Origin of the sequence: Chryseobacterium oncorhynchi (assembly GCF_002899895.1) — a bacterium.
Taxonomy (GTDB): Bacteria; Bacteroidota; Bacteroidia; order Flavobacteriales; family Weeksellaceae; genus Chryseobacterium; species Chryseobacterium oncorhynchi.
Genome location: NZ_PPEI02000002.1, coordinates 384,119 through 410,295, shown reverse-complemented (window position 1 = coordinate 410,295; position 26,177 = coordinate 384,119). Strand labels below are relative to the sequence as shown.

Annotated in this window: 28 protein-coding genes and 1 tRNA gene; 18 read left to right on the top strand and 11 right to left on the bottom strand. The window is 34.2% G+C overall.

Annotation, left to right across the window (positions count from 1 at the left end):
- Positions 1–127: 127 nt before the first annotated feature.
- Together C1638_RS07550 and C1638_RS07545 are read left to right on the top strand one after the other, a co-directional pair.
- Positions 128–1,396: a PepSY-associated TM helix domain-containing protein gene (locus C1638_RS07550; RefSeq protein ID WP_109619690.1), complete on the top strand. Its 1,269-nt coding sequence runs from the start codon at positions 128–130 to the stop codon at positions 1,394–1,396.
- Complete coding sequence (locus tag C1638_RS07545; protein WP_109619689.1) at positions 1,380–2,435, top strand: alpha/beta hydrolase; 1,056 nt, start codon at positions 1,380–1,382, stop codon at positions 2,433–2,435. Before C1638_RS07550 ends, C1638_RS07545 begins: the two co-directional genes overlap by 17 nt.
- Before the next feature lie 146 nt (positions 2,436–2,581).
- Here the strand turns inward: C1638_RS07545 and C1638_RS07540 are convergent, their stop codons facing one another.
- Positions 2,582–3,589 carry a hypothetical protein gene (locus C1638_RS07540; RefSeq protein ID WP_109619686.1) on the bottom strand — a complete coding sequence of 336 codons (1,008 nt, stop codon included), beginning with the start codon at positions 3,587–3,589 and terminating at the stop codon, positions 2,582–2,584.
- 29 nt (positions 3,590–3,618) lie between these two features.
- Entirely contained in the window at positions 3,619–4,473 is an 855-nt protein-coding gene (locus tag C1638_RS07535) for a hypothetical protein (protein WP_109619684.1), read from the bottom strand.
- A gap of 68 nt (positions 4,474–4,541) precedes the next feature.
- Here C1638_RS07535 and C1638_RS07530 point away from each other — a divergent pair, with 68 nt between their 5' ends.
- The 7 genes from C1638_RS07530 to C1638_RS07500 all read left to right on the top strand — a co-directional run bounded on the left by C1638_RS07530 (position 4,542) and on the right by C1638_RS07500 (position 8,510).
- Positions 4,542–5,060 carry a Crp/Fnr family transcriptional regulator gene (locus C1638_RS07530; RefSeq protein ID WP_109619683.1) on the top strand — a complete coding sequence of 173 codons (519 nt, stop codon included), beginning with the start codon at positions 4,542–4,544 and terminating at the stop codon, positions 5,058–5,060.
- A gap of 120 nt (positions 5,061–5,180) precedes the next feature.
- The gene (locus C1638_RS07525; RefSeq protein ID WP_109619681.1) at positions 5,181–5,729 is read left to right on the top strand and encodes a DinB family protein; all 549 of its coding nucleotides are present in this window, start codon (positions 5,181–5,183) and stop codon (positions 5,727–5,729) included.
- Positions 5,730–5,771: 42 nt separating this feature from the next.
- A complete protein-coding gene (locus C1638_RS07520) occupies positions 5,772–6,284 on the top strand; it encodes a methylated-DNA--[protein]-cysteine S-methyltransferase (RefSeq protein WP_109619679.1) in 513 nt (170 codons plus the stop codon).
- A 29-nt stretch (positions 6,285–6,313) separates the two neighbouring features.
- Positions 6,314–6,916, top strand: coding sequence for a DUF2911 domain-containing protein (locus tag C1638_RS07515; RefSeq protein WP_109620614.1), 603 nt, complete (start codon positions 6,314–6,316; stop codon positions 6,914–6,916).
- Positions 6,917–6,919: 3 nt separating this feature from the next.
- On the top strand, positions 6,920–7,447 hold the full coding sequence (locus C1638_RS07510) for a GNAT family N-acetyltransferase (RefSeq protein WP_109619677.1): 528 nt from the start codon (positions 6,920–6,922) through the stop codon (positions 7,445–7,447).
- Entirely contained in the window at positions 7,444–7,815 is a 372-nt protein-coding gene (locus tag C1638_RS07505; RefSeq protein WP_109619676.1) for a cupin domain-containing protein, read from the top strand. Before C1638_RS07510 ends, C1638_RS07505 begins: the two co-directional genes overlap by 4 nt.
- Positions 7,816–8,126: 311 nt before the next feature.
- A complete protein-coding gene (locus C1638_RS07500; protein WP_123838357.1) occupies positions 8,127–8,510 on the top strand; it encodes a peptidase associated/transthyretin-like domain-containing protein in 384 nt (127 codons plus the stop codon).
- Positions 8,511–8,593: 83 nt separating this feature from the next.
- Here the strand turns inward: C1638_RS07500 and C1638_RS07495 are convergent, their stop codons facing one another.
- From C1638_RS07495 to C1638_RS07485, 3 genes are all read right to left on the bottom strand, one after another.
- Positions 8,594–9,337 carry a dienelactone hydrolase family protein gene (locus C1638_RS07495; RefSeq protein WP_109619672.1) on the bottom strand — a complete coding sequence of 248 codons (744 nt, stop codon included), beginning with the start codon at positions 9,335–9,337 and terminating at the stop codon, positions 8,594–8,596.
- Between the two features lie 178 nt (positions 9,338–9,515).
- Positions 9,516–10,127, bottom strand: coding sequence for an HAD family hydrolase (locus C1638_RS07490; protein ID WP_109619670.1), 612 nt, complete (start codon positions 10,125–10,127; stop codon positions 9,516–9,518).
- A 41-nt stretch (positions 10,128–10,168) separates the two neighbouring features.
- The gene (locus tag C1638_RS07485; RefSeq protein ID WP_109619668.1) at positions 10,169–10,600 is read right to left on the bottom strand and encodes a type I restriction enzyme HsdR N-terminal domain-containing protein; all 432 of its coding nucleotides are present in this window, start codon (positions 10,598–10,600) and stop codon (positions 10,169–10,171) included.
- Positions 10,601–10,607: 7 nt separating this feature from the next.
- On the opposite strand from C1638_RS07485, the gene holA reads away from it, so the two are divergent.
- The 3 genes from holA (at position 10,608) to C1638_RS07465 (ending at position 13,696) form a co-directional block, all read left to right on the top strand.
- Positions 10,608–11,645, top strand: coding sequence for a DNA polymerase III subunit delta (holA, locus tag C1638_RS07480; RefSeq protein ID WP_109619666.1), 1,038 nt, complete (start codon positions 10,608–10,610; stop codon positions 11,643–11,645).
- A gap of 272 nt (positions 11,646–11,917) precedes the next feature.
- Positions 11,918–12,859, top strand: a complete 942-nt coding sequence (gene trxB / locus C1638_RS07475; protein WP_109619664.1) for a thioredoxin-disulfide reductase — start codon at positions 11,918–11,920, stop codon at positions 12,857–12,859.
- A gap of 459 nt (positions 12,860–13,318) precedes the next feature.
- Complete coding sequence (locus C1638_RS07465; protein WP_109619661.1) at positions 13,319–13,696, top strand: VOC family protein; 378 nt, start codon at positions 13,319–13,321, stop codon at positions 13,694–13,696.
- A 67-nt stretch (positions 13,697–13,763) separates the two neighbouring features.
- Here C1638_RS07465 and C1638_RS07460 read toward each other — a convergent pair whose 3' ends face one another.
- A complete protein-coding gene (locus C1638_RS07460) occupies positions 13,764–14,618 on the bottom strand; it encodes a pepsin/retropepsin-like aspartic protease family protein (protein WP_109619659.1) in 855 nt (284 codons plus the stop codon).
- A gap of 319 nt (positions 14,619–14,937) precedes the next feature.
- On the opposite strand from C1638_RS07460, the gene C1638_RS07455 reads away from it, so the two are divergent.
- Positions 14,938–15,022: transfer RNA gene (locus C1638_RS07455), tRNA-Ser, on the top strand.
- 57 nt (positions 15,023–15,079) lie between these two features.
- Here the strand turns inward: C1638_RS07455 and C1638_RS07450 are convergent.
- From C1638_RS07450 to C1638_RS22285, 4 genes are all read right to left on the bottom strand, one after another.
- Entirely contained in the window at positions 15,080–16,207 is a 1,128-nt protein-coding gene (locus tag C1638_RS07450; protein WP_109619657.1) for an agmatine deiminase family protein, read from the bottom strand.
- A 69-nt stretch (positions 16,208–16,276) separates the two neighbouring features.
- The gene (locus tag C1638_RS07445) at positions 16,277–17,101 is read right to left on the bottom strand and encodes an AraC family transcriptional regulator (protein WP_109620613.1); all 825 of its coding nucleotides are present in this window, start codon (positions 17,099–17,101) and stop codon (positions 16,277–16,279) included.
- 159 nt (positions 17,102–17,260) lie between these two features.
- Positions 17,261–17,407: a bacteriocin-like protein gene (locus tag C1638_RS22830; protein WP_410698142.1), complete on the bottom strand. Its 147-nt coding sequence runs from the start codon at positions 17,405–17,407 to the stop codon at positions 17,261–17,263.
- 28 nt (positions 17,408–17,435) lie between these two features.
- Positions 17,436–17,579 (bottom strand): bacteriocin-like protein, encoded by a 144-nt coding sequence (locus C1638_RS22285; RefSeq protein ID WP_164463846.1) that lies wholly within the window; start codon positions 17,577–17,579, stop codon positions 17,436–17,438.
- Between the two features lie 443 nt (positions 17,580–18,022).
- Between C1638_RS22285 and C1638_RS07440 the strand changes: the two genes are divergently transcribed.
- From C1638_RS07440 to C1638_RS07420, 5 genes are all read left to right on the top strand, one after another.
- Positions 18,023–19,534, top strand: coding sequence for a serine hydrolase domain-containing protein (locus C1638_RS07440; RefSeq protein ID WP_109619655.1), 1,512 nt, complete (start codon positions 18,023–18,025; stop codon positions 19,532–19,534).
- Positions 19,535–19,636: 102 nt separating this feature from the next.
- On the top strand, positions 19,637–20,581 hold the full coding sequence (locus tag C1638_RS07435; protein ID WP_109619653.1) for a 3',5'-cyclic-nucleotide phosphodiesterase: 945 nt from the start codon (positions 19,637–19,639) through the stop codon (positions 20,579–20,581).
- 129 nt (positions 20,582–20,710) lie between these two features.
- The gene (locus C1638_RS07430; RefSeq protein WP_109619651.1) at positions 20,711–21,295 is read left to right on the top strand and encodes a YdeI/OmpD-associated family protein; all 585 of its coding nucleotides are present in this window, start codon (positions 20,711–20,713) and stop codon (positions 21,293–21,295) included.
- Between the two features lie 443 nt (positions 21,296–21,738).
- Positions 21,739–23,466 (top strand): sensor histidine kinase, encoded by a 1,728-nt coding sequence (locus C1638_RS07425; RefSeq protein WP_109619649.1) that lies wholly within the window; start codon positions 21,739–21,741, stop codon positions 23,464–23,466.
- The gene (locus tag C1638_RS07420) at positions 23,450–24,103 is read left to right on the top strand and encodes a response regulator transcription factor (RefSeq protein WP_109619647.1); all 654 of its coding nucleotides are present in this window, start codon (positions 23,450–23,452) and stop codon (positions 24,101–24,103) included. The genes C1638_RS07425 and C1638_RS07420 overlap by 17 nt, the downstream gene beginning before the upstream one ends.
- A gap of 451 nt (positions 24,104–24,554) precedes the next feature.
- On the opposite strand, the gene C1638_RS07415 is transcribed toward C1638_RS07420, so the two are convergent.
- The gene (locus C1638_RS07415) at positions 24,555–26,024 is read right to left on the bottom strand and encodes a hypothetical protein (RefSeq protein ID WP_109619645.1); all 1,470 of its coding nucleotides are present in this window, start codon (positions 26,022–26,024) and stop codon (positions 24,555–24,557) included.
- Between the last annotated feature and the right edge of the window lie 153 nt (positions 26,025–26,177).

Here is a 26,177-nt window from a genome sequence, read left to right as displayed (position 1 = left end):
ATCAATTTCAGATTCTTACATCTTATAACTCAAACTTACTAATCCTTTTTTTTCGTCTTTGCGTATATCCGGCATACATCAATCTTTTAGTGAGCGGTTACTTTTGAAATCATTTACAAAACTGGATATGGAAAACAAAAAAACTAATACAAAGAAAAAGCAGGGAAAATCCCTCACCAAAAGAATCACAGGATGGCTGCATCTCTGGCTCGGACTAGTTTCCGGAATTATTGTACTTACGGTCACACTTTCAGGAACTGTATTTGTCTTCTGTGATGAAATCATTGACTTGTGCGGTGGAAGTGCAAAATACGTTCAGGCTCCGGCCAATGCGAAAAAAATGTCACCAGAACAGCTGTTGGCACAATTTCATCAGCAGGTTCCGGACAGAAAAGCTTTTTACTTTGATACTTATAAGGAAGCAGACAGAACTTTTAGGGTAGCATCGGCAACTAAACCTCCTAAGGATAAAAATGCAGATAAAGCAGCAAAACCAAAAGAACGAGGTCCAAGAGGAGTTTTCGCTTATCATTATCTTGATCCGTATACCGGAAAAGTAATAGGTTCTACGAAAAGCTATGAATTTTTCTACGTGGTAGCTCACATTCATGCTCAATTATTAGCTGGTAAATTCGGGAAAACAGTGGTGGGAGTAGCATCCATCATCTTTTTTGTTCAATTGATTGGCGGCCTGATTCTTTGGTGGCCAAAAAAATGGAACAAAACAACGAGAACTACCGCATTTAAAATTAAATCAGGAACAAAATGGCGTAGAAAAAACTATGACTTTCATAATGTTTTCGGATTCTATTCATTATTACCGGCAGTATTTATTACCATTACGGGATTAATTATGGCCTATAAGGTTTTAACAGATCTTACTCAGGAAGCTTTCGGAGGAGTTGCAGACCCTCATAAGATTGCAGAAAAGTATGAGCCTAAATTTGATCCTGATAAAAAAGCGTTGTCTTTTACCGACTTTATTGACAGAAATTTTAAAGAAATTCCTCAGGCAAAGCAGATCAGAATGAGTGTCCCACGAAAGGATTCTACGACGGTTTACAACGTAATTGCTGCTAAGTTTATAGGCTTAAAAAGCATTTCTGACGGGAAAAGTAAAGAAGTGAGTAAATATACGGGAGATGAAATCAACTATCCGAAAGAAGTTCAGATGCATGAAGTGATTGAACACATGAATTTCGATCTGCATGTAGGCTACTGGGGCGGAATGTTCGGAAAGATCTTCACTTTCGTCATCGGAATTATCTGTACCAGTCTACCGATTACTGGATTTCTGATCTGGTGGGGAAGACGAAATAAAGCAACTAAAAAAGGAAAAGAAATTAATAATATTCATCAACACAGAAAAGAATCACACCATGAACAATTGGTTTAAAATTTTATATCTATCTCTATTTTCATTCTTTACACTTGGGCATGCTCAGGAAAAAATTGTAATAGGAGAGAAACAGACTCTATTTTCAAAGATTTTAAATGAAAACAGAGAAATTTCAGTTCATCTTCCAAAAACCTATAATGATAATACAATCAGCCTGGCAAAGTACCCTGTAATCTATCTTTTAGACGGAGAAATAAACTTTGAATATTACACTGGGATGGCAGATTTTGTAGCAAGAACTCCCTATGCAGATATTCCGGAGTGTATTGTGGTCGGAATTAAAAATACAGAGCGAACAAGAGATCTTACCCCTACAAAGGCTGGAAAGAAAAGTCCTGTGAATCCTAATATAACCCTTTTTGCTGACAGCGGGGGAAGTGAAAATTTTGTAAAATTCATGCAGGAAGAACTAAAACCGTTTATCAGTAAAAACTATAGAACTCAGGATTATTCTGTATTGGTGGGACACTCATTCGGTGGTCTTTTTGCCATCAATGTTTTTCTTTCTCATCCGGATTACTTCAATGCCTATGTGGCCAATGATCCAAGCTTATGGTGGGATAATAAGGTTACCATCTCCAGAACAAAAGATTATTTGGAAAAGAATAAGAAATTTCCTGTCAATAAATCCCTCTATGTTTCTCAGGCCGACAATGAAGAACAACAGAAAAACTGGAACTCTGATATGACGCAAGCCATTGAAGAATTTAAAGGAATTGTAGAGAAAAACGGAACTCTGAACTATAAGCACCGCTTTTTTGAGGGAGAAGTACATGGAACAGTTTCGTATCCGGGGAATTATGAAGCTTTAAAATTTATATTTAAAGGGTTCCGAACAGATATTAAGCAGCTTGCCAAAAATCCGGGCTTACTGGAAGAAGATTATAAAAAGTTCTCTGGGAAAATGGGTGTCGAATTTACTCCGTCAGAAGCCTATCTGAATGTAGTTCTTAAGTTCATGAAAAGCAACGACTTTAAAGAGTCAGAAACCTATTTCATAAACCTGAAAAACAAACTTTATCCTAAGATTAAATAATTGAAATGCTATAAATAGGATGGAAAGTGGGGTAGATTGGTATTATTCAATCTGCCCCATAATTTTTAAGGCTAAAATAAAAAAGCAAATCTGTATTATTTACAGATTTGCTTTTTTTGATATGCTATATATTCTTTTTTGTCTGATTAATGTCTATTGTCACAATTAACACTTAGCTCGGTCTTTTCCTTATCTATAAATGTAATGACAGGGCATCCAAAAGATGGAGATATAAAACCAAAGACTACAGGAGCTTTTCCTTTAAAAAGATGACCAGTCCATTGTGCATAATTATGGGCTTCATCATTTTCCATTTTCTCAAGAGGATTGAATTCTGTGCCATCATCCATGGAAAAGGTTTTTTCAAATATTTTTTCATTCTGATCATTAATGACCAGTAGTTTGCGTTCCTGGGTTCCATACTCTTCAAGAAGATCCTGTACATAATAGGTCATGTTATCATATTTAGCTTGGAAAGTACCTCCATATCTAAGCTTTGAACCGGAGAAATATTTTTTCTGAACATCAGTCCCTGCTTTTTCCCATTTAATCATCTTCATCTTATTTTCTACAAATGGATTCTTGTTTCCAAAATAAGCAACAACGTTTGCATACTTATCAAAAATCTCATTGCTTTTCTGGCTGTCAATCTGGAAGCCCAGCATATAAGAACCTGCATCAATTTCTTCCCCTTCAGTGGTATAAGGAGATAAATAGGCAACAGCTTTTAACTGACGTACCGGAAGTTTTTGAAGCTTATTAGACCCATAGTTGTAAAGATACAGAGAGTCGTTTTCAGTGAGGTGAATTCCTGTAAGCATCTTTTGCTTGTGCTGTTCATCCAGCTCAAGATAGGACAGCTTATCAAAAGGAAGCTCCTTTTGTTTTTTAAGTATATCTGCCGGAACAGAGTTAGAATCACTGTAAATATCAGATACAGAGATAAAGGTGTCCATCAGCTCATTACGCTGCATGGTGGAAACATTGAAAATGTGAAAATTCTTAAAATCTATTTCATCTTCTTTCTTCGCTACTGTTTTTATAGAATCACTTGGTACATTGTTTTGATTCTGAACAGGTTGTTTTTCATCTTTTTTACAGCTGATAACGATCAGTTGTAACGATAAAAGCACTAAGGCTGTATTAACTTTCATTATTAAGATTTTTTTGAATATCGTAAGTTTTAATTTATCTTATAATAGGGTTCTGAATAGTATTTACTTGGTTTAATATAGGCCATTTCTTTGTCTGCATCAAAGATCCAGATGAATCGGCGGAGCATATCAGCTCCAAAATAACTGGTATTTTGTGTTTTCAATTCTCCTGCGAAAAATCCGACAGATGCATCTTTAAAAACAAAATTACCAAGCTTAAAAAAAGGAAGAACTCCTTGTTTGATTACCAGCTTTTCTGCACTTGAATTTTTTAGTGTTTTTTCTCCGGAAATCTTTAGTTTATCATTTAATTGATGTTTTTCGGCAAATTCATTACTATATAAAACTCCTCCAGAATATCCGGATTGGAGTAAAAAATAAGCTTCTTGTTGTTGATCTCCGTCAATGATATTGTCCCCTGAAATATAAAAAGCCTGTTGGTTCAGAAGGATCTTAACCGGTTGAAATCCTGTAAGGTCAGGGATTTTATCATAAATAACAAACTGGTTGTTATCATAATCAATTTTGAAAATCTTTCCGTCAAAAAGGCCTGTTCCAATCTTTCCATCTGCTTCATGGCCCGTTAATTCATCATCAAAAAAACGGATATCTTTCCAGTGTAAAGTTCCAATATTGATCGTATTATGATCACTTATTTTATCCTTATTGAAAATGATATGATCTGCTTTTTGCTTTCGTTCCGGAGAAATAGAACCATCTTTCATGGCGATCTGAAACATAAGATTCAACGAATCCTTTTCGTTAACAAGCGCTTTTACAATAATATTATTATATTTTGTCATCCGAAAGGGGATGGTTGTTTGAGCTTTCACAATGGAAAACCCGATGGAAAGCAGAAATAAAAGACTTATCTTTTTGAGCATTATTCGTGATGAGTGTTTAAACCATTAAAATTACCCATTATCTTTGGAACACCAAATAATAAAGCGAAATGATTGAAAAATTACTTCAAAGTGGAATTCATTGGTTACCTAAGGAATTCAAGCGAAATGAATTTCTGAAAACTTCAGGAAGTACAGATACTTCTATTTATTTTATAGAAAAAGGAAGTGTAAGGATCTTCATGATGGATGAAAATGAAGAAAGGATCATCCGTTTTGGCTATACAGGAAATATTATTGTTTCCCTGGATTCTTTTCTTTCAGGAAAACCGTCGGATCTTTATATTCAGGCAATAAAGAAAACAACAGTAAAAGTGGCTTCCAAAAAGGATTTCTATGAATTTATTCAGTCTCATGAAGAGCATATGAAATTTTGGATGCACACTTTAGAAGATCTCGTATTACAGCAGCTTGAAAGAGAGAAAGATCTGTTGATCAATTCACCAAAAGAGCGATACGAAAGAGTATTAAGACGAAGCCCCAAGCTATTTCAGGAAGTCCCCAATAAATATATTGCCAATTATCTTAGAATGTCTCCGGAAACCTTGTCAAGGCTCAAAAAATCTTGAGTTCAATCAATATTTAAGAACCAGCCAATTCTGAAATTTGCATAAAAAGAAACAATGGAATAATATACCGTAATGATATGTTTAGTTCCATTTTCCTTTTAAAAATGTAAAAATAAACAGATGAAAATTTCAACCACACCATTATTAGAAGAGTTAAAAGATAGAACCGGAAATCATTTACAATATGTCCAAACACTTTTGCAAAAGCCTGAAAATGAATTAAACTTCAGAATTTCTACAGACAGCTGGAGTGCATTGGAATGTCTGGAACATCTTAACCGATACGGAGATTTTTATATTCCGGAAATCAGTCACAGAATATCTTCTTCCGAAACTTCTGCCCAAGCCACTTTCAAACCAGGGATTTTAGGGAACTATTTTGCTAAAAGTATGCTTCCCAAGGAAAAACTGAACAAGATGAAGACCCTAAAAGCAATGAATCCTATCCATAGCCAATTGAATAAAGATGTATTGAATGAATTTGTTAAACAGCAGCAACTTTTACTGGAACTATTGGAAAAAGCACAGCACATTGATCTGGAAAAAACAAAAACAGCCATCAGTATTTCTAAATTAATCACTTTAAAATTAGGCGACACTTTCCGTTTTGTTATTTATCATAATGCGAGGCATATAGCTCAGGTAGAAAGAATTTTGAATAATATTTAAAAGCAGCGAATATGAACTCCAAAAAATACTAATTTTATATTAATGGAAATCATATACCAAAAAACAATACAAACTCCATTGGGAGAGATGATAGCTTGTGCCGTAGACCAAGGCATCTGCCTTCTGGAATTTACAGACCGGAAGAATATGGAGAAACAGTTCAAATCTTTATCAAAGGCATTGAACGCTGAAATTGTAGAAAAAGAACACCTCCATTTTAATCAGTTGGAAAATGAACTGACAGAATATTTTGAAGGAAAGAGAGATCATTTTGAAGTTCCCTTATTTATCACAGGAACAGAGTTTCAGGAAAAGGTGTGGCAGCTTCTTCGGGAGATTCCGATGGGAGAGACCAGAACTTATAAACAACAGTCGGAATTTCTCGGAAACCCCAAGGCTATACGTGCTGTAGGAACAGCCAATGGCATTAATAAGATTGCTATTTTAATTCCCTGCCATCGGGTGATTGGGTCCAATGGTGAATTGGTGGGCTATGCAGGCGGAATCTGGAGAAAACAAAAATTATTGGAATTAGAGAAAGCTATTTTGTTTTGATTTTTGTAATTTTAAACAAAAATTTACACGTGAGAAAGTTATTAGCAGCAGTTTGCATTTCAGTTTCAGCATTCAGTTTTGCACAAGATTATTCTGTACCGGCAGCAAGTCCGCGTCAGAAAGTTGAGCAGCAGTTTTCAATGTCTAAAATCTCTATCGACTACGGAAGACCAGGAGTAAAAGGACGTAAGATCTTCGGAGAATTGGTTCCTTATGGCCAGGTTTGGAGAGCAGGAGCTAACTCGTCTACGAAAGTTACATTCGGACAGGCCGTTAATTTCGGTGGGAAAACAGTTCCTGCGGGAACTTACGGATTATTCATCATTCCTACAGAAAAAGAATGGAAAGTAATCCTGAACAAAGATTTCCAACAGTGGGGAGCTTATACTTATGATCCTAAGCAGGACGTAGTAGATGTTACCGTACCGGTTAATAAACTAACAGACAAACAGGAGTGGTTTGAAATTACCCTGAATCCTACAGACGAAAACACAGGAAATTTAGTGATCAAATGGGATATGGCTCAGGCAGAAGTTCCTTTGAAGCCATCAAAATTAGACACTGTCATCAAGATTTCGGACAAATTGAAAGAAATCAAGAAAATAGAATCAGATTCTACTAAAAAGAGCTAAATAATGAATTTTTCTGTTCAGCCCGTTTTAGAGAATGAAGAATTTCAATTAATCCCCTTACAGCAAGGGGATTTTGAATCTTTATATGAAGTAGCATCCGATCCTAAAGTATGGGAGCAGCATCCTAACAAGGATCGTTATCAGAGAGAAGTTTTTGAAAATTTTTTCAGAGGTGCCATCGAAAGTGAAGGGGCTTTTAAAATCATTGAAAAAGCAACCGGAGATGTTCTGGGAAGTAGCCGTTATTACAATTTTGATGAAAATGACAGCCATATTTTCATTGGATATACATTCTATGGAACCAAATCATGGGGGAAAGGTATTAATCCAAAAATTAAAAAGCTGATGTTGGATTATATTTTTCAGTTTGTAGACAAGGTTCATTTTCACATTGGAAAGGAGAATTTCCGTTCGCAAACAGCATTGGAAAGACTGGGAGGAGTAAAAATAGCCGAAGAGGAAGTCGCTTATTTTGCAGAACCTACAAGAACTAATTTTGTATACGAAATTAAAAAAGAAGACTGGAAATGAAGAAATATAAAATCCAGCAATCTCCATTCGTAGTTCCTACTACAGACGGAAAGCTGATTGAAGAACATTGGGGAAACTCTACCGGAAATTCTAATGTTTCCATCGCTCATATGGTTGCTCCACCAGATTGGAGTGAGCCACATCAGACTCCTGAATTTGACGAGTTTACTTATATCATTTCAGGAAAAAAACAGTTTGAAATAGATGGTGAGATTGTAATACTTGAAAAAGGAAGCAGCATCCTTATTGAAAAAGGAGCAAGAATCCGTTATAGTAATCCGTTTTCAGAACCATGTGAATATCTTGCTATTTGTCTTCCAGCCTTTTCTATGGAACTGGTGAACAGGGAAGAAGAACGTGTAGATTAATACATTTACAGCTGCACAAATTTGCCCTGAATGCAAGGGAGATTCTTTTACGTGGTATATAGATAATGATTCTTTACTGTTGGTGCACTAGCTACAATACAATAGAACAATAAAAAAACTATCTCACTTTTGAGATAGTTTTTTGTTTTTAAGACTGAATACAATATTTTGATTAAAATGATCAAAAAAATATTTTAAATATCAGTCAGTTATATTTTAGTCGAAGATATTATTGCCTGTTAATGCCTGTTGTCATTAATTATTTTGTAAGTTCGCGCGCTGAAAATTATTCAGCATACTTAAATTAATATATGAAAAACAAATTATCAATTGTACTATTGTTAGGCATCGCGCTTTCTACAACTTCTTGTGCTACCATGTTTACCGGAACACAAGACCCAATTACCTTTACCTCCAATCCTGAAGGAGCTACCGTATTTCATAAAGGTCTTGAAAAATGTGTAACACCTTGTACTACAAAGATCCCAAGATCATTGAGTAAACAAACCATTACATTTCAAAAAGAAGGATTTAACAGTGAGGAAGTTAAGCTGGACAAGAAATTTAATCCGGTAACATTGCTGAACATTCTTTTTGGAGGAGCAATAGGGGTAGGAATTGATGCTGCAACAGGTTCTTTGACGAAATATTCTTCTAAAAAATATGAAGTTGAACTAGAAGCAAAACAGCAATAATAGTAGGTATTACCAATATAGCAATGTACCAATGAATGATTTACATCGAAGCTTTGGTACATTGTTAAACTGATATATTGAATTTACTTCAGTATTTCTTTCAAAAACAGGAGGGTATGATTCCATGCTCTTTTAGCCATTACCTCATTATAATCCGGTGATTTGGGATCTGTAAAGGTATGCTTGGAATGAGCATAGGTAATGATCTGCCAGTCGGCATTTCCGTCATTCATTTCCTTGATGAGGTTACTATAATCCTCAGGTGTTACACTTTTATCATCAGCAGGATTTTCAATCAAAATCTTAGCATTTAATTTCTCATTTTTTCTGCTTTGATCTCTTCCCAGACTCCCGTGAATAGAAACTACTCCCGCCACAGGTAAATTGCCTCTTGCAGATTCTAAAGCGCCTGTTCCTCCAAAGCAATATCCAATAACAGCTGTTTTATCAGAAATAGCACCATTTTTCTTCAGTTGCTCCAGAGCAAGAGAAATTCTTTTTTGATATTCCGCGTAATTCTGCTTGTAGTATCCTGAACTTTTAGCTGCACTTTCATTGTCGGCAGGAATTTTACCCTCACCATAAATGTCAGCGATAAAAGCAATATACCCTTGTTTTTCAAGTTCGATAGCAGCAGTCTTTGCTTCTTGGTCAATACCTTTCCATGCCGGTAAAATCAAAACACCCGGAAGTTTTTTTCCTGCGTTGGAAGTAATTAAACCATTCAGATTTTGTGCGCCATCCTTATATGAAACCGTTGTAAGGTTTTGACTGAATATTGTTCCTGAAGCCATGAGAAATGTGGTTAATAAAATTGAACGTATCATATTTTTATTTTGTAATGGGTTTAAGTATTCTGCGTTGATGTTTACTATTTTGAGCCTTAAAACTAGCAGTTGTCAATAGTAATAAAAGTAAAATGATCCTCATATCAATAAAAAAATCCTCAACTAAATTACGAAAATAACTTAATCGAGGTTCTTTATATTTTAAATATAGAATATTTTACAGTGTGATACCTAACCCGGCAAGTTCCTGTTCAAGATTGGTGTCAGGATTAACCTGAATGGTTTCAAAACCCAGAGATTGTGCCATTTCAATATTCTTAGGATTATCATCAATAAAAACAGATTCACCTGCCTGAATGTTGTATCTGTCCAGCAATACATACCATATTTTAGGATCAGGTTTAATAAGTTTTTCAGTTCCTGAAACCACAATTTTTCCATCAAAAATCTGGAAGAAATCATAATTTTCTAATGCATAGGGGAACGTTTCTGCAGACCAGTTCGTCAATCCGAATAAATGATAATCCGTATTCTTTAACTTGCGTAGAATCTCAACATTTTGAGGAATATCGCTTTTCAGCATGGTAGTCCAGTTATCATAATACGCACGGATTTCCTTTTCCCATTCAGGGAATTTCTTCACCTGAATTTCGGTTCCCTCTGCTAAAGTTCTGCCTCTGTCTTGTTCAATGTTCCATTCGTCCTGTGCAATATTTTCAAGAAAGTATTCCATTTTTTCATCATCCTTAAAATAGTCTTTAAAGAAATATCTGGGATTCCAATCCATCAGAACCCCTCCGAAATCGAATATTATGTTTTTTATTTTCATATTAACTCTTACTATTAAATTTGTTTACCATTATTTTATCTTTATTTTGGTTTGTAGAATACATATTTCTCATCCTCATAATACGCATGAATATGTTGTAAACCATTTGTCAGAATAATTTCCTTGGCTCCGATGATGGAGTTATATCTGGCCGTTTGTTCAAATGTTTTTTCGGTTAATTTGATCTGGGGAGCCTTACATTCAATCAAAATAATAGGCTCTGTTTTTTCAGTCACCAAAAGGTCTATTCTCTTGGTTAGACCATTTAGAACAATCTTTTTTTCGGTGATTAATGCCGATGTAGAGTAGGATTTTACAGTAAGATAATAATGTATCCAGTGCTGCCTTACCCATTCCTCAGGAGTGAGCAGAAGATAAGTTTTACGAACCAAATCATAAATAAAAAACTTATCTTTGTCTTTCTTGAATTTAAAATCAAAAGTTTCCTGAAAATTCAGTTTTGGAAGTTCCATTAATAAGATGAAAGAATTAGATTTAATCCTCAAAAATATTAAAAATAAAGAAGTTTTACCTATTTATTTTTTCCATGGAGAAGAGGCCTACTTTATTGATGTTGCCGTAAAAGCCCTTGAACATAACTTTTTGGAAGAGGATGAAAAGGCCTTTAACCAGACGGTTACCTACGGAAAAGATACCTCTTATCAGGAAGTCCTTTCCCTGGCGAGACAGTTTCCGATGATGGGAGATAAGCAGGTGATTATTGTGAAAGAAGCTCAGGACCTGAAATTGAATGAAGATGAAAACAGAATTCTGGAGTCCTATGTTGAAAACCCCATTCCTTCCACAGTATTGGTTTTTGCCCACAAACATAAGAAACTGGATAGCAGAAAAAAAGCTGCCAAGGCTCTGGATAAAGCCAAAGCTCTTTTCCTTAGCGAATCTGTAAAGGAAAGTAATCTTCCCAAATGGATTGCTGATGAATGTGTAAAGCTTAAAATAAAGACCGCTCCTAATATTTCTCATCTGTTGGCAGAATATCTTGGAAATGACCTTTCAAGAATTGCCAATGAACTGAATAAACTGAAAATCATCCTTAGAGATGGAGAAGTTCTGGACGGAACTATTATTGAAAACCACATCGGAATCAGTAAAGAGTATAATATTTTTGAGCTTCAAAAGGCTTTGGGAACAAAAAATGCCAATACAGCCTTTAAAATTGCTCATTTTATGGGTAAGAATCCTAAGAATAACCCTTTTGTAATGATGCTGGCAAGCCTTTACAATTATTTTTCAAACGTTATTATTTATCAGACAATGGCAGGGCAGTCGCCCCAGACTATTGCTTCCCAAATGGGAGTGAACCCTTATTTCATTAAGGATTATGCAGAAAGTGCAAGACTTTATCCTTTAAAACACGCTACAAGAGTGATTTCTATCTTAAGAGAATTTGATATGAAAGGAAAAGGTCTTGGAGCCGTAAATATGGGAGAAGCAGAACTGATTAAGGAGCTGGTATATAAGATTATCAATGTAGATAAAATTAAGATGAAGGTTTAAGGTGTTTTCTTAAACTTTGAAGATATCAAAACAGAAGTAGTATTTCAAAAAAATAGTTATAGGCCGGGTAGAAATATATCAGCTTGGATTTGGATATACCTTTGATCTCTAAATGGAATTCTTACAAGGCACAAAGTCTGCACGTTACACCTATTCATTGACAATCTGCATATCTCATATTGACAACTATCATTAAAATAACTTTAGAAAGACAGTAAAAATTACGAAATTAGCAGTCTTAATTTAATTAAATCTTTTTGAACAAATAGATTATGGAGCAAAACATTTTAGATTGTGTGATCGTTGGATCCGGACCCTCTGGTTTCACAGCTGCCATCTATGCAGCAAGAGCAGACTTGAAACCTGAATTATATACAGGTTTGGAGCCGGGTGGGCAATTAACTACAACTACTGAGGTTGATAACTTTCCAGGGTATCCGGCAGGGATTACAGGTCCTGAAATGATGATGGATCTGCAAAAACAAGCAGAAAGATTTGAAACCAAGGTTCATTACGAAATGATCACTAAAGCTGAATTTTCTAAGGAAGTTGGCGGAGTTCACAAACTTTATGCAGGAAACAAAGAGATCCTTGCAAAATCAGTAATTATTTCTACAGGAGCTACAGCAAAATATCTAGGTCTTGAGGATGAGAAAAAATATGCAGGAGGCGGAGTTTCTGCTTGTGCTACATGTGATGGATTTTTCTACAGAGGAAAAGACGTTGTAGTGGTAGGAGCAGGGGATACAGCAGCTGAAGAAGCTACTTATTTGGCTAAATTATGCAGAAAAGTAACACTGTTGGTGAGAAAAGATGTTTTCAGAGCTTCAAAAGCGATGATCCACAGAGTAGAAAATACGCCGAATATTGAAGTAAAATTCCACCATGAATTAATTGGTATTGAAGGAGAAAACAGTTTAGTAGAAAGAGCTGTTATCATCAATAATCAGACTCAGGAAACTTCTAAAGTTGAAGTTGAAGGAATCTTCATTGCTATTGGTCACAAACCAAACACAGATATCTTCGTAGGTCAGGTAGATCTTGATGAAAACGGATATATCTTAACTGAAAAAGGTTCTACAAGAACTAATCTTCCGGGAGTATTTGCTGCAGGGGATGTTCAGGATCATATCTATAGACAGGCTATTACAGCTGCAGGAAGCGGATGTATGGCTGCAATGGATGCAGAAAAATACTTAGCTGAGTTACACTAATATTCAGTCTTAAATAATATAAAGCGTGCCCATTGGGTGCGCTTTTTTTGTTTGAGAATCCCAAAGGCGCAAGTTTTTTTATTGTCCGTGTAACTTTCTAAGTCACGATAAAATCTGAGATTTTCAGCCAGTGATGGGTAATTAATTTTGTCGCAAATATTGCAAATGGCACTGATTTTTCCATAAATATTTAATCTGCTTAATCTCGCAAAATCTGCGAGAGTTCTACCATATACAATGTTCAGTTTTATTGTAGTTAAAATCATTGCACCTTAAAACAGTGCGTTTTTAATACTAATTGCACCCTTACGCTTTTTCAACTATAGATGTGGTATAAGTGTAAATATTTTTGTTCAATTCGTGAGATGTGTTATAGAAACATTAATATATTTGTGAAAATTCAGATCAAAATAGATTTGCATTCCATTTTATATAAACTGAACAAAAAACGAATAAAAAATGAAAAGAGTAACCGCTATCGGAGGAATATTTTTTAAATGTAAAGAACCTGAAACCGTAAATGAATGGTATAAAACACACCTTGGAGTAAAAACCAGTCCATACGGAGCTAAATTTGATTGGAAAGAAGTAGATTCTGATAAAAAAGGATATACATTATGGAGTCCCTTTAAAGAGTCCACCGAATATTTTGAGCCGTCATCCAAAGACTTTATGATTAATTATCATGTAGAGAATATCGAAGGATTGGTAGAAGAATTAAAAAAAGAGGGTGTAACAATTCTGGATGAAATTGCTACCTATGAATACGGAAAATTTGTTCACATCATGGATCCTGAGGGAAATAAAATTGAATTATTTGAGCCGGCAGGAGAGTAGTGTTCAACATAAGTCAAATAAAAACTGCTTCTGAAAAGAAGCAGTTTTTTGATCTTTGGGTCAATAATTAATCCAAAATATATATTTTCTTTTCTTTAAGATTAAATCCTAATTTTTTACCAAGCCAGTTAATACTTGTTTTGCCCTCATAAATCAATCCTTCAACAAAAAAGACATTAGGTTTTTCAACTTTCGCAAACGAATTAGAGACAGAAGTCACATTTCCTTTATAAAATCTATTGGTTATTGCTGGATTAAACTCACTTTTCTTTTCGATAAGCTGAAGATCTTCTTTTTTTACACCCAAAGTACTCATAAGACGTTCACTCAGCCAGAAAGAATCATTGCCCGCTCCAGAATCTAAAAGAATATTGATTTTAAATGTATTGTTCACAAGAACATAAGTTGAAATATCCAATGATTTATCTGCATTCGTAGACAGTTGTATATCCAATACTTTATTTCCACTCAATTTTTCCTTTGAAAAAAGGATTTCCTTGTTGGTGTAATCTATAATGAATTCCGTATCGTAAAGCATTGCCAAAGAAATTAACCCGTCTATTCCCTTTATTTCCATGTTGTGGGTAGCATACCAGGTATCTTTAAATTTTTTACCATTAAAAATAATTTCTTTTGATTTAAACATAGGAACTGTAATTTCCTCACCGGTAGCACGAAAAGAGGTTAAAAAATTATAGGAATCTTTTTGATCAAGGTTCTTAGAAAAGTTTTCCAGAAAAAGATTAACACCTCCACCTGTATCAAAAATGAAGTTTCCTTTTTTACCTTCCACTTCGGCCTGTACAATCAGGTGTCCGGATGGTAATATGTTTAAGGGACTTTTTTGCGCCAATGCAACAGAAGAATATAGAAATACGGATGCGGTAAGAACCGATCTTTTAATGAATGATTGATTAAACATCTGAAAATATAGTTATTGTTTTTAGTTATGTCCATGAATGATGAACTCTACAAATATAATATATTCATTTGAACCTGTTGGTAAATCAATATGTATGGAGTGCAGGAAAGGGGAAAGTTGTTTTTTATCGAGAAACTCTTTATAGACGGCAGATTTGACTTACTTAATATCTTTCGAATTCAGAATTAATGAAAAATAATTCCCTTGATTTCTAGTCTATTATTAATTTTCGTTAAAATTTGTTCTATAAAAGTTTTGCAGAAATTAAAAATCGTTCTATATTTGCACCACTGAAAACAACGGTATAGCCGGAGTTTAGGGAGAGATGGCAGAGTGGTCGATTGCGATAGTCTTGAAAACTATTGACTGTAACAGGTCCGGGGGTTCGAATCCCTCTCTCTCCGCAGAAATAAAAAAACCTACTGAATACCAGTAGGTTTTTTTTTGTTTTTATGAGATTTCTATTTTGGTTGCTGTTGTGTTACACAATGTACCATTCCGCCATTGGCAAACAGGTTACGGCAATCAATTCCAATCACTTTTTTATCAGGATATAATTGTTGGATAATCCTGTTGGCAATTACATCATTGGGATCATTGTAATTAGGGACCAGTACGCGGTTATTAGCAATATAATAATTGATATAAGATGCTTTGCCTACATTTTTTCCATAGGTGGTTGTCACATCATACTTCGTTAAAGGAACTTTTACAAACTGATAAGCTGTTCCATTTTTTTGTGTAGCATTGTAAAGCTTACCCATATCGCTGCTTGGAACCTGCCAGTAATCCAGATCATTAGTATCCATAGTGATAATAGTGGTAGAATTTGCAAATCTGGCAAATCCGTCAATATGCATGTCTGTGATGTCAAGATTGGCTTTTCCATCCAGCCAGATGAATTTGGTGATTCCTAAATTTTTAGTGAAAATAGCCTCTGCCTGCTGTTGAGTCATGCCGGGGTTTCTGTTTTCGTTAAGAATAGAACTTTTACAAGCCATTAATACTCCGTTTCCATCAATTTCAACACTTCCTCCTTCATTGATCATTACCGAATTAAGATCTATTTTTGGAATTCCGGTGTCGGTAGCAATTTTAGCAGGAATGGTATTGCATTTACTATATTGGGCCTTATTTCCCCAACCGTTAAATCCCCAGTCCTGAATAAACAACTTGCCATTTTTATCTTTTACATAGATAGGCCCATTGTCTCTTACCCAAAAATCATCGGTGGCGTACAGTTTAAAGTCAATATTGTTCAATGGTACTCCTGCATTGTTTAACAGTCCTACAATACGGTCTTTTTCTGTGCTGTTATAAGCAATGATATGCACTTTTTCACTTTGTGCGAGCTCTTTAGTCATTGCTACCCAGGTAGGATCAAGTCGGTTACGGTAAGTGGTGCCATATTGATACTGGTGTGGCCACTGAAGCCAGGTTCCTTCGTGTGGAGCTGATTCCTCAGGCATTTTGTAAACCACGGAAGCTGGGTCAGGTGTGCCAGAAGTGGGAGGTGTTGTTATCTCATCCTGAGAACAGGAGAACATGATAACAGGTAGTAATAAGAACATGATTTTCTTTTTTTGCATAACTGATCTATTTTTGATAAGGCAAAATTAGATCGATAAATAGTGGCAAAGTTGTCCAAAATTGACAATCTACTTCAGAGGTAGTAAAATATAAGTCAATTGTTCCTCCTGGCTTTCCACATCATCTGCATACCTTTCATATTTCTCTATAATAGGAGTGTGCGAAAACTCAAGTCCCGAATTAAAAATCCATCGGGAATAAATTTTTGTATAAGTGTCATCTATTGTTTCGTAAGTTCCGGAATGGGTAAATCGTGCATATCTACCACCTAATATGGGTTTTGACGGAAGCTTTTTATTTTGAGCCTGTGTGGTTGAACAGGCGTCATATCGGCAGTTTATTTCAGTTTTAATTAAGGGTTCGTCTGCTATAACTCCAAAATATTCTGTATCGGAACTGAGAAATTCATTGTGCATGAAGCTGTCCCAGAGTAATTCAATTTCCTCATTATTGTAATAGGTTTGAATACTCTGATAATACACTTGTGTTGGTTTAAGATATACAATTTCGGGCTCCAGTAAGATGTCTGATGTAACAGGTATCAGATCCGGTTCGCAAAGTAGTCGTTGCTTGCTTAGTTTCGCTTCTTTAGGAGATATACCAAAATGTTGCTTGAAAGCTTTTGAAAAAGAAGCTATCGTAGAAAATCCTACTTCAATACCTATAGACGTAAGGCTTTCTTGAGTATAAAGAATTCGTTTGTACGCATTTTCTACTTTTAGCCTTTGCTGGAAAGCGCCTATTGTTTCCCCGCAGCTATACTTAAAGATACGTTGAATATTTCTGTAAGAGTAATTTGATACCTCTTCTAAATCTTTCACAGAAATCTGCTGATCGTAATTTTTCTCAATGAAATTGATGACTTTATAAATACAGTTCAGGTTGTCTTCCATAAACAATGGCATTTTGAGAGGTAAGCGGTCTGAAATAAATTGCAAATAAAAGAAATAAAAATAAAGTTAGAATACATGGGTAGAGAAATTTCTCTCTCACTATAAAAGCCTTAAATCAATCAATTTAAGGCTTTTTATTTTCATGTGATATACCGTTTGTTAGCTTAATATCTCACAAGGTGCTACACAATAGACCCAAGGACATCTTTTAATTCCTGGAGGTGGACAGCATGCTTCAGAGCAGCTTAATGCGCCTCCATTAATGTTCTTCAGCTGATCTCTTGAAATTTTTTTTGAATTTTTCATAGTCAAGTAATTAGGTTGTACTTACAATTTAGGGTTGATTTCCGCCGCCACATCCATCATATGGCATACATTGCCATTTTCCGTTGATCAAACATATCTGACCCCCAGGGCAGTTGATTCCTCCTTTAATTGTTTTCATTTCTTGTCTGTGGATTTTCTTTAAATTTTTCATAATAATAAGGTTTAGTGTAAATCGAAATTAATAAATTTTTATTAACTGAAATAGTATTATTTTATAAATATTTCTATAAAACTAGTTTTATGTTACGATATTTCATTCAAAATTAATACTGCAAAATGATGAAATCATTAAATTGAAAAGCCTGATGGATTGGAAAGTCAATGAAGAAAATTTTAAAAGGATACATATTTCAAAGCCTTATTTCGTGAGTTATATTGGTAATCCTGATGACAAAGGTTTTGCTGAAAATATAGATAGGATTAAAAAAAGCAGGAAATAAATGGTCTTTACATAAAGCTAATTCGCAATGATGTAGATGTTGAGTTTCTATGTGAACTCTAAAAATTAATATTCAAAATGTAATAGTCCCTTTTTCTGAGTTGTTATAATGTCAACAGAGAAAAATAAATATCCATAAAACTAATTACTTGAATATGAAAAAGATATGTTTGATCATTATTCTATTTTTATCACTTAATATTTTTGCACAGAATATAAACGATAAAATAAACCTATTCGAAACCAAGCTAAACTATTGGGATAAGTCCAAAACTAAAAAGTGGACTTTAAAAGAAAGAATGGCTCTCTACAATGCTAATGCAGTAAGTATTGCTGTTATTAAGGATTATAAAATAGAGTGGGTAAAAGCCTACGGCTACGCAGATGTTTCTGAACATAAACCCGCTACTCCCCAAACTCTTTTTCAGGCAGCATCGATCAGTAAATCAATCAACAGTCTTGGAATTTTGAAACTGGTTCAGGAAAGAAAATTAGATTTAGATAATGACATCAATAATTATCTAACAGATTGGAAATTTCCATACGATGAAGCTATAACAAAAGGGAAAAAAATTTCAATTTCCAATGTATTGAGTCATACGGCAGGTTTATCTGGTCACGGTTTTTATGGGTACGAAAAAGGGAAAAAATTGCCAACGATTATAGAAATATTGAATGGGGTACCACCGGCAAATTCAGGGGCGGTAAGGTCTGTATTTGAACCAGGGCTTAAGTTTCAGTATTCAGGTGGCGGAACAGTCATTACTCAGTTAATTCTTGAAAATGTAACGGGAGAAAAATATGAGGATTATATGATGAAGAATGTATTAGCTCCATTGGGGATGAACGAAAGTTCTTTTAACCAACCTCCTTTAGAAGATAAAGCCAGTCTGCTGGCTACAGGATATCATGCAAATGGCAAGGAAGTGAAAGGGAAATACCATATCTATCCGGAAAAAGCACCGGCCGGTTTATGGACAAACCCCTCTGATTTAGCAAAATATGTCATTGATACACAATTGTCATTATTAGGAAATTCTAATAAAGTATTGTCTAAAGTAATGTCTGCAAAAAGAGTGGAAAATAATTTAGGAGTGTTCTTGAACGACTTTAAAGGAACAAAATATTTTGGACACAGTGGTGGAAACGAGGGCTTTGTTTGTTATTATGTGGGTAGTGTGGATGGCGGAAATGGAGTAGTCGTAATGACAAACGGCAGAAACATCAGATTAATAGATGAGATTGTATGCAGTATTGCCAGTCTGAATAATTGGAAAAACTATCCCATTGAATCCCAAAAAGAACCTATAGCCTTAACGATAAGAAAAGAGTGTTATAAGAATATTGATAAAGGCATTGAGCTATACAAGAAACTTAAAAAGAACAATAGTACCGACTATAATTTTTCTAATGAAAATGAGTTGAATGAACTTGGCTATGAATTTCTAAAAGACGGAAATATAGATTCGGCAATTAAAATTTTTAATTTGAACGTCAATGAGTTTCCAAAATCTGCTAATACATATGACAGTCGTGGTGAAGGATATTTCAATAAGAAAGAATATCAATTATCGAAAAAGGATTATTTGAAAGTTTTAGAATTAGATCCGGCTAATCAAAATGCAAAAGAAATGCTTTTAAAGATAGAAAAAGAGACCGTAAAATAGCCATATTTTTTTATTTTTGTGGTGATTTAAGAAACTCAAAAAAAGACAGATTATAATCAATCATCTGTTCACTTTTTATATTTATAAGTAACCTTTTTCATCATGAAAAAAATAACCCTTTCTTTATTTGCTTTCCTTGTGCATATTGCCTGTCAGGCACAAAATTTCGATCTTATTCCGTTAGGTATATACGGTGGAGAAGAGGAAGATAACCTGTCTGCCTATTTAGTGGGAGGTCCAAAAGATAATACATTTCTATGCCTGGATGCAGGTACAATAAATACAGGAATCCGTAAGGCGATCCAATTGAAAAGCCTCGACGGATCAACAGAAACAGTTCTAAAGGATCAGATAAAGGGGTACTTTATTTCACATGGTCATTTGGATCATTTATCAGGGCTTATTATTAATTCTCCTGCGGATTCTAAAAAAGATATTTTCGGGATAGCGCCTGTACTTCAAATTTTGCAAAATCATTACTTTATCACAGATACCTGGATTAATTTTGCAGATCAGGGACAAAAACCTATCCTTGGAAAGTACCATTATAACGAACTTCAGGAGGGAATAGAGGTTCCTACACAAAAAACTTCATTTTTCTTAACAGGATATGAACTAAGCCATGTGAACCCTTATAAAAGCAGTGCTGCGCTTGTAAGAAATGGTGAACATTATTTACTTTACTTTGGAGATACAGGAGCTGATAGAGTGGAAAAATCAGACAAGCTTAATAATCTATGGAACAATATTGCGCCACTTATTAAGAAAAGACAGTTAAATACAATTTTAATTGAAGTCTCTTTTCCTAACAGCCAACCCGAAAATTTGTTGTTTGGCCACCTTACTCCCAATCTGTTGACGGAGGAATTAAGTAAACTAAAAGAAAAAATCGGACAAAAAAATCTGGAGAATTTAAGTGTCGTAATTACCCATAGAAAGCCAACAAGCGATAATCCTGAGATTATAAAGAAAGAATTACTGGAAAATAATCCATTAAAGGTAAATTATATTTTCCCTGAGCAGGGTAAAAAGATCAGCTTACCATAATTCTTAATTAAAGATAAAAGATGAGACAGTATATTGTTTCATCTTTTTTGTGTGATTGAAGAAAATATCTGTGCATCCTGACAAACTGTTGTCACCTGTTTTTCATAATTTTACATAAAACAACTGAACATGCAACCTGTAGGAGAAAGAAAAGCAATAACGATTAATACAAGCAAAGAATGGCGAACGTGGCTGGAAGAAAACCACCAGTCTGAACAATCTGTATGGGTTATTTGCAACACTGCAAAGTCTGATTTACCAGTTGCAAAATGGAGTGATCTCGTGGATGAATCTCTTTGTTTCGGATGGATTGACAGTACAAGAAAAACAATTAACCCACATTCTTTCATGCAATTGTTTAGTAAACGTAAACCGAACAGTACCTGGTCAAAAATCAATAAGGAAAAGATTGAAAGACTGATCGAAAGTAAGTTGATGATGCAGGCAGGATATGAAACCATCAGAATAGCTAAGGAAAATGGTTCCTGGACTATTTTGGATAGTGTGGAAGAACTCATTATTCCTGAAGATCTGGATGCAGCGTTTGAAATTCATAGTGGCGCAAAGGATTATTTTTTAAATTTGAGTAAATCCATGAAAAAAATGATGCTGCAATGGATTGTTTTAGCAAAAAGACCTGAAACCCGCCAGAAACGTATTGATGAAATCGCAGAGCATGCAGCGCGGAAAGAAAAACCTAAGCATTTTCTGTGATATTCTAATTGATCCTAAAGATAGGGGGTTGCAACAAAAATACCTTGTCATCCAGTTACGAGGATATGTGCACATAAATCCTGTTCATTATACTTTCCCAAACTATAATTTCTCTTCGTTATTGTAAGCATAAATGACCTTTCTAAAAGAAAATAATGAGAGTAATAAATATTTTGCATTATCCTTAATTTTTGCGTCTCATCTAAGAAAATGGATTTACATTCATTAAAAGCTACGGTTTTAAGGGTATTTTAATGTGAAGTACAGTTCGTTTCTCCCAATTTTACCTGATATTTACTATTATTAAGTAGACAAAAATTACTTTAACTTTGCTAATTGGACAATATGTGCTAATTATTAAACTTTTAATAATAACTTTATATTGTTAAAACTAATAAGAAAAGACTTGAAAAATCAGGATATTAATTTAGCTGATCGTAAATATGGAAAATAAATTCTTAAATTTTAAATTGAGGAAAGTTGTTCATTACTCATTGATTATATGTATCTTATTGATACAGGTGATTATAGCCATATTTTTTTACAATGAGTTTGTCAATGAAAAAAAACTAAATTTCATTAAGAATCAGCTCGAAGAAAGCCGGGCTTTGGGAGGTTTGACTGATAATTCAAGAAAAGATTTCATGGATGCGCAGGATCATCTTCAGAAATATATGGTAAGCCAGGATGATAAGGATCTCCAAGCCTATTTTCAGTCACTCAGAAAACTTAAAAGCAATTTTGATAAAATTGGTGAATATGAAAATACAAGCCCAAGGCTAAAAAATACATTAGCTCAGAAAAAAATAGATACTCTTAAGGTTACAAAGCTGAAAACCTTAATAGATTCCGTATATCAATCCTCTCTGAAACCTCCTGCAAAAATTCAGGACAAGCAATACGAGCCGGAAAAGTATAAAAATAACTTTGAGAATTTCAATGTTCAGACCCGTACTTATGCTGATACCATTAAAAAGAAAGGCTTCATGGGGCGCTTAAAGGATGCAATAACGGGTAAAGTAAATGTACAGAAAGAAAGTACGGTAGTTACTTTAACGAACAATAAGACGATAGATCTCTCCAATGTAAAGTCTGAGATGAATAATGCGCTAAAATCTATGGATAAGCATTATGCCGCTGAAGTGAAAAAAGCACAGCTCTTTGCCATCCAGAATCAGCGGGAGAATATGCAGTTTTATAATAACTTCAATAAATTATTGGTGTATAGCAATGGACTTATTGATGTATATGAAAGTGCCATTAAGGATTTTAAGTTGGAACTTGAGAAAGAGTATAACAAGCAAAGCTCAGATAATAATAAAATCAGAAGATATCTTGTCATTGGACTAATGACTTTGATGTTTATTGTATCCATTCTTATCATGTACTTCACCAGAGTAGCATTTGTATACGAAAGAAAACTGAATGCTGCGAACAAGGAGATCAAGAATAACCTGAGTTTCAAAAACAGAATATTGGGAATGCTGAGCCACGATTTAAGATCTCCGCTAAAAATCATCAATATCTTTATTGATAAGATCTACAGGACAACAGAGGATGAAACAACTAAGGATTATCTGAAGTCGATTAAGTTTACCAATAGTACTTTACTCCTGCAGTCTAACCAGATTCTGGAATACACAAAAAATCAGGATGCAGAGAAGAAACTTATAAAGTCTGTTTTTAATCTTAAGGATGAGGTGGGCTCCATTGTAAAGGTTATTACTCCTTATTTGGAAACAAGAAATAATAAATTTGCTGTAACAGACAGAATTCCTGAAAATGTAGTGGTGTATTCGGATAATATAAGAATCAACCAGATTTTCATGAATATTCTGGGAAATGCCAATAAATACACGGAAAACGGACAGATTGATCTTACCATGACGACACAGCCTCTTGATGGAAACAGAATTTCTCTGATTACAACAGTAGCTGATACAGGAGTGGGAATCTCAGAATCTGATCTTAAAAAGATTTTTGACCCTTACTATCAGGGAACCGTATCTGATGAAGTTGATAATCTGGGAGTAGGATTAGGGTTAAATTTATGTAAGGAAATTGTAGAACTTTTTGATGGTGAAATATCCGTTGAAAGTAAATTACACAAAGGGACAAAAATAACATTCAGTCTCAATTTAAATATTAATAATAATGGAAATACCAATTGAAAACAGAGAAATAGCATTCCTTTTAGCAGATGATCATAGTATTGTAAGACAGGGAATGGAGATCGTGATCAATGATATTGCTCCAAATGCTAAAATTTATCATACTTCATCTTTACAAAAAGCTGTAGAGCTTGTAGAATCAAAGGGAATAGAAATGGCCATTATAGATGCCCATTTTCCGGAAGGAAACAGTTTGCATGTTTTGCCACAATTAAAAAGTGCAAACCCTGATATTAAGATTTTAATTTTTACGGGGCTTGAAGAGGATTTGTATGCCCTTAAATTCATAAAAGCCGGTGCCAATGGTTATCTGAGTAAGCTGAGTGAAGAAGAAGAGGTGAGAGAAGCTGTTCTGAACTTTATACAGAAAGGAGAGTACTTTTCTGATGTTTCCCGAAACTTATTGGTTCAGTTTATTTACAATCCGGATTTAATAAGCCCGCTTAGCCGCTTAACCAAAAGAGAGTTACAAATTGCAGAATTGTACGCAGATGGATATGGTAATCTCGAAATTGCGAATAATTTAAATATAAAGCAAAATACAGTAAGTACTATCAAAAAAAATATCTTTGAAAAGCTAAAGATTGATAACCTCGTTGAATTAATTGACCTTATTAAAACACACCATAAAATATAGGTGTTTTCAGGGATTATTCTTCACTTCTTAATTTTATAGATAAATATCTATGTCGCATCTGAGATCTATCGATGGGTTTTATAGATGATATTATTCTAGAACGTCGTTTCTTTGCAGTATAAAATTTACCAAATGAAATGTAAATGCTTTTTTAGTTTTTTCATTACATATTAAAAAGGTAAGTATTATAACTATAAAAATAATAAACTATAGTTATAAAAAACGCAAGTGATGAAATTAATATAGAAGTGTATGAATAACCTTTTAACGAGTGAACTTCTTGAAAAAACCAAATGATAAGAAAAAAAAACACAAATTAATATAAAGAAGTTCAATTGGTGGTTACGATTACAAAAACAAAGGAGGCAAAAAGCCTCCTTTTTTTATTTGATTTCTGTTTCGTCTTTCAAGATCTTATCTGAATCAATTAACTTACTAAAAATAAGTATTTCTATTTTTTTAGCAGTGTGAGCGTAGCCTCACGTTCAGAATATGAAAGCTCCACTGTCTGGGTCTTGGTTTCCCATTTTGCATAAGAGGGTTCTTCTGAAACAGGAGTTCCTAATTGTTGCTCTAGAAAGCTCAGCAACCAGTTGTATTTTTTCATAAAAATACTTTTGGAATTAAGCAATAGGAGCTTATTGGGATCCTTTTTTTCATTATCTCTTGAGGGTATTGAGAACGGAAAGCCCCATTGAAATTGAATTTTTTCTACAGATTTATCATCAGCAGTATAATCATACCTTGTTAATAAATGGAGGTACTTGCGTTCAGATTTTTTATAGGCCCTTTGCTCTTTAGAAAGTTCTTGTATGTCATTGTTATTTTCCGGAGTGATAGCCAGGGCGTTTTCTTTCTGCTCAATACGATCAATCTGATCTATGGATAAAGTATTGAAGCTAGAGTAGAAGTATTCAAAGTTTTTTTCTGTCCAGGCCTTTATTTTAGATTCTCCGTGTATAGGTTCTCTGTACAGGTTTTTGAAAGTGATTACATTGAATTGGTTTTTGTCAATTTCAATAATTCCAAAGAAATTGGGATCCTTGGTTGTAAACGGAACCGTTTTATAGGAGTTGTCAGCGATATAATTTCGGTTGTCAGATATTGATCTGTAGGGAAAAATATCAGACTTAAACTCTTGAACATTCAGTAGGGACTTGTTTTTTACAACACCTATTTTCATAGAATTATCACTTGAATAGAGATGATATAGCTGATTGTTGATGACAAATGAAGTTATTATGGCAAAATTATTCGCATTGGAAAAGTTATTGGAATATTCAATTTCAGATTCTATCAAAGTATTGGGTGTCGGTTGATAATGATCAAAAGGTTTCATTAATTTGAGGCTTTTAGGATCATTGATTTTCAAAACGGATTCTTTAGTGGTAAGATAGTAGATATTATTCAGCTTATTAACCTCTGGGTTTTCTGCATTGATTTCATACTGCTGGCCGGTTGCATTGTCCTGAAACCAAGTTTTATTACAGCAAAAACCCCTATTATTAACAAATACAGTATATTTCTTGTCTTTATAAATTTCATCTGTTGCGTTTGGGATTTTTATCCATTTTTTATTATTTTCATCAAGATAAAACGTAAGATTACTTCTGTCTGCTGTAGTCAAAATGCTATCGTTTCTTATATACAGATCATAATCAGTGGAGTTTGTACTTGGTAATGGGATTTTGGAGGTTATTTTTCCGCTTTCATTTAAAATATAGAAGTCTGTAAACGGAGCAGAGCTATTTTTTTTGTCAACAGTTTCGAAATAACAATAATATTTTGAGTTGTGCTTCAAAGATGACCCCATCGTTCCGGGAATATTAATTTCAATGGTTTTAAAATTGATTCTCATTTCTTTTGACTGGCAGGATTGCATCAATAAAAGAATGATAAAGAGGTGAATAATATATTTCATGAATTGGTTTGTGAACATCTAACTTACAAAAAATAGAGAAATTGGGAAAATTAAGAAGCTTATAAAAGCGGCCTATTTACGATTGATGAGAGTATAAGTGACAAAAAAAACAGCTTACTATTACTGGTAAACTGTTTTTTATAGAATAATGAA